Source organism: Streptomyces sp. NPDC051104 (assembly GCF_040682835.1).
Lineage (GTDB): Bacteria > Actinomycetota > Actinomycetes > Streptomycetales > Streptomycetaceae > Streptomyces > Streptomyces cynarae.
This window is the reverse complement of the sequence record NZ_JBFBBS010000029.1, coordinates 76,682-84,831: the sequence shown is the minus strand read 5'-3', so window position 1 is coordinate 84,831 and position 8,150 is coordinate 76,682. Positions and strand designations below refer to the sequence as shown.

Sequence of the window (8,150 nt, the reverse complement as noted above, 5' to 3'; positions counted from 1 at the left end):
AGCTGCCCCCGCGTGATGTCACCGGTCGGCGCCTCCAGCTTGATGACGTCGGCTCCGAGCCAGGCGAGCAACTGGGTCGCGGAGGGCCCGGACTGGACGTGCGTCATGTCGAGGACGCGGATGCCGTCGAGAGCCCTGGTCGGGGTGTGTGTCATGCCAAGCGCTCCTCACTTGTACATGGTCTGGTTCATGGTTCCGGGGGCGTACGCGTCCGGGTCGACCCAGACGTTGATCAGCGAGGGCTTCCCGGACTCGCGGGCGCGCCGCAGTGCGGGGCCGATGTCGGCGGGGTCGCGGACCTCCTCGCCGTAACCGCCCAGCATCTGGGCGTAGTGGACGTCGCCGAGCGTGTTGCCGACCCGTTCGCGTTCCTTGCCGTACTTGGCGGCCTGGCCGTAACGGATCTGGTTCATCGAGGAGTTGTTGCCGACGATGCCGACGAAGGGGAGGTCGTAGCGGACGAGGGTCTCGAAGTCCCAGCCGGTCAGCGAGAAGGCGCCGTCGCCGAAGAGGGCGACGACCTCCTTGTCGGGCCGTGCCTGCTTGGCCGCGAGCACGAAGGGGATGCCGACGCCGAGCGTGCCGAGCGGGCCCGGGTCCATCCAGTGCCCGGGGGACTCGGGCTGGATGACCTGACCGGAGAAGGTGACGATGTCGCCCCCGTCGCCGATGTAGATGGAGTCCTCGGTGAGGAAGTCGTTGATCTCGCTGACCAGACGGTACGGATGGATCGGCGAGGCGTCCGACTTCAGGTGTGGCAGCCGCTTCTCGATCGCGGTCTGCTCGGCGGTACGCAGCTCGTCGAGCCACGCCTTGCGCTGGGCGGCGCCACCGTTGACGCGTCCCGACGCCGCCTCCGTGACCGACTTCAGGACCAGTTCAGCGTCGCCGACGATGCCGAGGTCTATGTCGCGGTTCTTGCCGACGGTCCGGTAGTCGAGATCGATCTGGACGACGGTCGCGTCGGGGGAGAGCCGCTTGCCGTAGCCCATGCGGAAGTCGAAGGGGGTGCCCACGATCACGATGAGGTCGGCGCCCGAGAAGGCGTAACGGCGGGAGAGCTGGAAGTGGTGCGGGTCGCCGGGCGGGAGGGTGCCGCGGCCGGCGCCGTTCATGAACGCGGGGATGTTCAGAGTGCGTACCAGCTCGACGGCCGCCTCGGTGCCGCGGGTCGTCCACACCTGGCTGCCCAGCAGGATCGCCGGCTTCTCGGCGTGCACGAGCAAGTCGGCGAGCTTTTCGATCGCCTCCGGATCGCCGGCGGAGCGGGTCGAGGCGCGGTAGCGGCCTGCATGCGGGACGCGGGCCTTGTCGAGCGGGACCGTGGCGTCGAGGACGTCGCGCGGGATCTCCAGGAAGGAGGGACCGGGCGCACCGTGGTAGCACTCGCGGAACGCCATCGCCACCATGTCCGCGGCGCGTGCCGTGTCCGGAACGGTCGCCGCGAACTTGGTGATGGGCGCCATCATGTCGACGTGTGGCAGGTCCTGCAGAGACCCCATCTTGTGCTGTGCCAGCGCTCCCTGACCGCCGATCAGCAGCATCGGCGACTCCGCGCGGAAGGCGTTGGCGACACCGGTGACGGCGTCGGTCGTACCGGGACCCGCCGTGACGACCGCGCAGCCGGGCTTTCCAGTGATGCGTGCGTAGCCGTCGGCCGCGTGGGCGGCGACCTGCTCGTGGCGTACGTCGACGACTTCTATGCCCTCGTCTACGCAGCCGTCGTAGATGTCGATGATGTGGCCGCCGCACAGGGTGTAGATACGGTCGACGCCCTCGGCCTTCAGTGCCTTGGCTACGAGATGACCACCGGAGATGACGTCCTGGGTGTCGTCGGGCATGACGAAGTCCTGTCCCTTCGTAAGGGGTGGAACGGCCCTCGCGGTACATTGCATACAGTCGACGAATACTGTATGAAGCTTGTTATCCCGCATCCGGTGGGTGGTGTCCAGGGGGCGTGCGGCACTTTTCGGGGGTCTGGGGGACGCCTCCAGACGACTCAGCAGACAGGAGCCGGGATGGACCTGTACGAACACCAGGCAAGGCAACTCTTCGAGGATCACGGAATCGTGGTGCCGAGGGCCGAGGTCACGGACTCACCCAAGGAGGCGCGTGAGATCGCCCGCAGGCTGGGCGGACGGGCCGTCGTCAAGGCGCAGGTGAAGACGGGCGGGCGGGGAAAGGCGGGCGGGGTGAGCCTTGCTGCGGATCCCGCAGAGGCGGAACTGACGGCACGCCGGATCCTCGGCATGGACATCAAGGGGCACACGGTGGGCACCGTGATGCTGGCCGAGCCCATGGACGTCGAGGCGGAGTTCTACGTCTCCTACGTCCTCGACCGCGCGGCCGGCCGCTTCCTCGCCATCGCCTCCGCGGAAGGCGGCATGGAGATCGAGGAGGTCGCCGCGACCAGGCCCGAAGCGGTGGCGCGTGTGCCCGTCGACCCGGCCGAGGGTGTCACCTCCGCGAAGGCGGCCGAGATCGCCCGTGCGGCCGGGCTGCCGCAGCAGAGCGTCGACGTCCTCGTACGGCTCTGGCAGGTACTCGTCCGCGAGGATGCCCTCCTCGTCGAGGTCAACCCCCTCGTGCGCACCCGGCAGGGCCGGATCGTCGCCCTCGACGGCAAGGTCACCCTCGATGACAACGCCCGCTTCCGCCAGGAGCGTTGGGGCTCCGACGAGGCCGAGCACCGCGACCCACTGGAGGCGGCCGCCGCGGCGCGGGGCCTGAACTACGTCAAGCTGGACGGCGAGGTCGGCGTCATCGGCAACGGCGCGGGCCTCGTCATGTCGACGCTGGACGTGGTCGCCGGCTGCGGCGCGCGCCCCGCCGACTTCCTCGACATCGGCGGCGGAGCCTCCGCCCGGATCATGGCCGATGGACTGTCCGTCATCCTGTCCGACCCGGCCGTCAAAGCGGTCCTCGTCAACGTCTTCGGCGGGATCACCGCATGCGACACGGTCGCCGAGGGCATCGTGCGGGCCCTGGACACCGTAGAGCTGACCAGGCCGCTGGTCGTGCGCCTCGACGGCAACAACGCGGCTCGGGGCCGCGCGATCCTCGACGAGCGCGCGCATCCCCTCGTGCAGCAGGCCACCACCATGGACGGCGCCGCCCGACGTGCCGCCCAACTCGCCCGGACAGCTTGAGGAGACCGGACATGGCGATCTTCCTGACCAAGGACAGCAAGGTCCTCGTCCAGGGCATGACCGGCGGCGAGGGCATGAAGCACACCCGCCGCATGCTCGCGGCCGGCACGAACGTCGTCGGCGGCGTCAACCCGCGCAAGGCGGGCCACAGCGTCGACTTCGACAACCGTGCCGTCCCCGTCTTCGGCTCCGTCCGCGAGGGCATGGACGCGACCGGGGCCGACGTCACCGTCGTCTTCGTCCCGCCCGCGTTCGCCAAGGCGGCCGTCCTGGAGGCCACGGACGCCGGCATCGGCCTCGCGGTGGTCATCACCGAGGGCATCCCGGTCCACGATTCCGTCGCCTTCACCTCGTACGCGAAGTCCAGGGGCACCCGGATCATCGGCCCCAACTGCCCCGGTCTGATCACCCCAGGACAGTCCAACGCGGGCATCATCCCCGCCGACATCACCAAGCCCGGCCGGATCGGCCTGGTCTCCAAGTCCGGCACGCTCACCTACCAGCTCATGTACGAGCTGCGGGACATCGGCTTCTCCACGTGCGTCGGCATCGGCGGCGACCCCGTCGTCGGCACGAGCCACATCGACTGCCTGACCGCCTTCGAGGCGGACCCGGACACCGAGCTGATCGTGATGATCGGTGAGATCGGCGGCGACGCGGAGGAGCGGGCCGCCGCCTACATCCACGACCACGTCACCAAGCCCGTGGTCGGCTACATCGCCGGCTTCACCGCGCCCGAGGGCAGGACCATGGGACACGCCGGCGCCATCGTCTCCGGCTCGTCCGGCACCGCGCGCGCGAAGCGGGAGGCGCTGGAGGCGGTCGGCGTGAAAGTGGGCGGCACACCGGCCGAAACGGCACGATTGGCACTCGGCGCACTGGCAGACCAGGCCTGACCTCACCCATAGTGGACGGAAGGTGACCGTCGCGCGACACACGGCGCCACCGGCTCCCCCCGAACGACGCAGGATGCTCGACGTACGACGTCCCGCGCACGGCAGTGCGAGCCGTGCGCGGGACGTGCCCTGTTCCTCTCGCCCGTGCACCGAGAGCGGAGCTCATTCATGGCACCCACGCTCACCCTCAAATCCGGCGCGTCCTGGTCCGACGCCTGGCGGCGCGCTCTCGCCGTCGCCCCCGAGGCGTTCCGGGACGACCGTGTCCTCAACCTCTGGAACTCCACCTGGCAGCCGGACGGCCGGGCCCTGTCCGCCACCAGCCCCGTCGACGGCAGTCCCATCGCGGGCCCGCCACGCGTCGGCCGGGACACCGCCCGGCGCGCCGTGCGTGCGGCGCTGGACCAGCACCGCGCCTGGAGGCACACGCCCCTGCCCGAACGCCGGGCCCGGATCGCCGCCACCCTCGACGCCCTGACCGAACACCGGGAACTGCTCGCCCTCCTCCTCGTCTGGGAGATCGGCAAGCCGTGGCGGCTCGCGCAGGCCGATGTGGATCGGGCGCTCGACGGTGTGCGCTGGTACGTCGACGGAATCGAAGAGGTGATAGGCGGCCGGGCTCCGCTGGACGGTCCGGTCTCCAACATCGCGAGCTGGAACTATCCGATGAGCGTGCTCGTCCACGCGATGCTGGTACAGGCACTGGCGGGCAACGCGGTGATCGCCAAGACCCCGACCGACGGCGGTGTCGCCTGCCTCACCCTGGCCTGCGCGCTCGCCGCCCGCGAGGGGGTCCCCATCACCCTCGTCAGCGGCAGCGGGGGCGAGCTGTCCGAGGCGCTGGTGCGGGGGCCCGAGATCGGCTGCGTCTCCTTCGTCGGCGGCCGAGACACGGGCGCCGCGGTGGCCACGGCCGTCGCCGACCTCGGCAAGCGGCACATCCTGGAACAGGAGGGACTCAACACCTGGGGCATCTGGAACTACTCGGACTGGGACGCGCTCACGGCCGTCATCCCCAAGCTCTTCGACTACGGCAAGCAGCGCTGCACCGCGTATCCGCGCTTCGTCGTCCAGCGTGACCTGTTCGACTCCTTCCTCGCGGCCTACCTGCCGGCCGTCCGCACACTCCGGGTCGGCCACCCGCTCGCGGTCGAGCACCCCGGCGACCCCCACCCCGAGCTGGACTTCGGCCCGTTGATCAACGCCGCCAAGGCCAAGGAGCTGACCGACCAGGTCGCCGAGGCCATCGACCGCGGCGCGATCCCGCTGCACCGCGGCAAGGCGGCCGACGCGCGCTTCCTGCCCGGCCAGGACACCTCGGCCTACGTCCAGGCGGTGACACTGCTCAATCCGCCCCGTTCCTCACCGCTGCACCACGCGGAGCCGTTCGGCCCGGTCGACACGATCGTCCTGGTCGACACGGAGGCGGAGCTGCTGGCCGCGATGAACGCGTCCAACGGCGCCCTGGTCGCCACGCTCTGCACCGACGACCGGGCGACCTTCGACCGGCTGGCCCCGCAGATCCGCGCCTTCAAGACCGGCCACGGCAAGCCCCGTTCCCGTGGCGACCGCGACGAGCTGTTCGGCGGCTTCGGGGCGTCCTGGCGGGGTGCGTTCGTGGGCGGCGAACTCCTGGTCCGCGCGGTGACCCAGGGCCCGGCGGGGGAGCGGCTGCCGGGCAACTTCCCCGAGTACCAGCTCATGCCGTGACGGACGCCCGGGTGGCGTCCGCACACGACGGGCGCCCCCGGCGATGACTCGTCGGCCGACCGGTCGGCGACACCCACCGTGCGACGCCTCGTGGCGGAGGAAGAACGTGGCCGGGGGCGACGGCTGCCGCGGGGAAACGCAGGTGAAGGGCACTCCGAAACCTTGGTATTGTTGTCCCTGTCGCCGCGGGGGCCAGCCCCGGTAAGGCGGCGGACACCTCGTCCGGGTGGCGGAATGGCAGACGCGCTAGCTTGAGGTGCTAGTGCCCTTTATCGGGCGTGGGGGTTCAAGTCCCCCCTCGGACACTCCTTATAACGATACGCAAGCGAGGGCCTCGACCTAACGGTCGCGGTCCTCGTTGCGTTGTCGTAGGTGATCGTGATGCCGAGTGCCTCGTAGAGGGCCTCCTTCTTGTCAGCGTCGGCGGCTTGGATACGTTGAGCGATGTCTCCGAGTCTCTCAGTAATCGCCCGGATCTGATCGGCGGTGAGGGGTGGTTCCTTCTTCCGGGTGACGCTGGGCAGTGCGTCGAGCTTCTTCTGTGCCGCTTCCCTGTCTCGTTGTGCGTCGTTGATCCACTGGGTGACGACGGCTGGGTCGGCTCTGGAGTCGAGGGCGGCCTGATAGCGGGCAAGACGCCGCTCGCATTCCTTGAGAGCTTGGCGGGCTCGGGCCTGCTCGGGGGTTTGGGGCTGCGCGGTGCTTGCCGCAATGCTGGCCTGGCTGAGTGCGGTGATGGTGGCGGTGAGCCGCTTGGGGGCGAAGGCGCGGGCGATCCATGCATCCAGTGCCCGGCAGATGATGTCTTCGCGCAGGTTGATGGTGCGGGGGTGGTCGAGGCCGGGGTAGAGGGCTGCTTCCTGTTCCTTGTACTCGCATCGGTAGTAGACGCGGTCACGGATCGAAGAGGGCTGCATCTTGCGTCCGCACAGAGTGCACTTCAGCCGTCCTCGCAGGACGTAGGGCCGCCGGCCGCTTCGCCGGTTGGGGCGTTCCTGCCGCTGGTAGGCGCGGGCGCGCTGTTGGCGGGCCCGCTGGGCGGCTTCGAAGAGTTCGGTGGTGATGAGCGGGTCGTGTGCGGGTTCGTTGGACCAGATCCACTCGTCGCTGGGGTTGTGGGTCATGGCAGTGCGGTGGCCGAGAGTGACGTCGTCGATGTCGAGGAGGCGTTCTTCCTTGCGCTGTTTGTTCCAGACCTCGTGGCCGGTGTAGCGAGGGTTGCGCAGGATCGGTCTGACCGCACCGGCCTGCCATGCCCTCTTCGTGCGGTGCGGGTTGCGGGCGGCGTCGTGGGCGGAGGGGCAGGGGATGCCGTCGTGGTTGAGCCGGAGGGCGATGGCCTCGTCGCTCATGCCGTCGACGTACAGGGTGAAGATGCGCAGCACGACGGGTGCTGTGGCGGGGTCGGGATCGAGTTTGTGGAGTTGCTGTCCGGTGGCTGCCTTGGCGGGGTTGGGATGAGTGCCGGCGTCGGTGATCCGGTAGCCGTAAGGCGGTCGCCCGCCGAGGTAGCGGCCCTGGAGCTGGGCTTGGGAGCTCATGGCGGTCCGTACCCGGATTTTGATGCGGTTGCGTTCTCCCTTGCTCATGCCGCCGAAGACGGACATGACGAGGTCGTGGGCTTCGTTGTCCGGGTCGATGGGGCCGCCGACCTCCGGGACCCAGAGGGGGATGTGGAAGTGGACGAAGACGGGGAAGGTGTTGCCGAACTGGTTGCCGTAGAAGGTGCGTTGCGGCTCCCCGATGACAACCGCGTCGAATCCGCGGTTGGGGTTGCGGAGGGCTTTGAGGAGTTCGTTGGCCCGGGGGCGGCGTTGCCAGGGCAGGGAGCGGCTGTGGCCGATGTCGAAGTATTCGGTGACGATCTGGCCTCCTGCGGGTTCGATGAGGGCTCGGGCGCGGGTGAGCTGCCAGTTTCTGGAGGTTTCGGGATCTTGAAGGTCCTCGGTGGAACAGCGTCCGGCGAAGGCGAAACGGATCACGTGCGGAGACCCCCGTGGGGTGAGGTGGGAAGCGCGTAGCGGGTGTTATATGGCGGTCTGTCGTACCTCGAATGGGCGAGAAGAGCCAGCGGGCCTGCCCGCGCTAGGTGTCTCCGGCTTCGGGGCGTGCCCGGTCACGAGGGGCGATCATGGTGTGAAGGAGCTGCAGGAGGGCGGCGGCGATGGACTCGGTCACCTCGGGTGATTCGTGGGGGAGGTCCACGTGGATGCTCCTGGGGCTGTCCGAGTTCGAGTGCCGCTCGGGCGGGGGCTGGGGGCATGCGCCGTCGGGCGCCGGGGCTGGAGAACTCGTTGGTGCTGGCACATCCCCCTATAGAGATGTCGCACGGCAAATTTGTCGTCCTGCGCCGACCGGGGGCCTGTGGAGCGGGCTCGGTGGGCTGAAACCCGCG

General features: G+C 69.3%; 6 protein-coding genes and 1 tRNA gene. 4 read left to right on the top strand and 3 right to left on the bottom strand.

What is annotated here, in order from left to right:
• Nucleotides 1-155, bottom strand: a 155-nt coding sequence (locus AB0N14_RS29650) for a CoA transferase (protein WP_366028774.1), incomplete at its 3' end; no start/stop codon positions are given.
• A 12-nt stretch (nt 156-167) separates the two neighbouring features.
• Entirely contained in the window at nt 168-1,841 is a 1,674-nt protein-coding gene (locus tag AB0N14_RS29645) for a thiamine pyrophosphate-binding protein (RefSeq protein WP_366028770.1), read from the bottom strand.
• Between the two features lie 177 nt (nt 1,842-2,018).
• On the opposite strand from AB0N14_RS29645, the gene sucC reads away from it, so the two are divergent.
• From sucC to AB0N14_RS29625, 4 genes are all read left to right on the top strand, one after another.
• A complete protein-coding gene (gene sucC, locus AB0N14_RS29640; protein ID WP_366028769.1) occupies nt 2,019-3,149 on the top strand; it encodes an ADP-forming succinate--CoA ligase subunit beta in 1,131 nt (376 codons plus the stop codon).
• Nucleotides 3,150-3,160: 11 nt separating this feature from the next.
• Nucleotides 3,161-4,045, top strand: coding sequence for a succinate--CoA ligase subunit alpha (gene sucD / locus AB0N14_RS29635; protein WP_366028767.1), 885 nt, complete (start codon nt 3,161-3,163; stop codon nt 4,043-4,045).
• Between the two features lie 168 nt (nt 4,046-4,213).
• Complete coding sequence (locus AB0N14_RS29630) at nt 4,214-5,755, top strand: aldehyde dehydrogenase family protein (protein WP_366028766.1); 1,542 nt, start codon at nt 4,214-4,216, stop codon at nt 5,753-5,755.
• A gap of 220 nt (nt 5,756-5,975) precedes the next feature.
• A tRNA-Leu gene (locus AB0N14_RS29625) sits at nt 5,976-6,060 on the top strand.
• On the opposite strand, the gene AB0N14_RS29620 is transcribed toward AB0N14_RS29625, so the two are convergent.
• Nucleotides 6,025-7,737 (bottom strand): recombinase family protein, encoded by a 1,713-nt coding sequence (locus AB0N14_RS29620; protein WP_366028765.1) that lies wholly within the window; start codon nt 7,735-7,737, stop codon nt 6,025-6,027. The two genes, AB0N14_RS29625 and AB0N14_RS29620, sit on opposite strands and share 36 nt — an antisense overlap.
• Nucleotides 7,738-8,150: the final 413 nt, after the last annotated feature.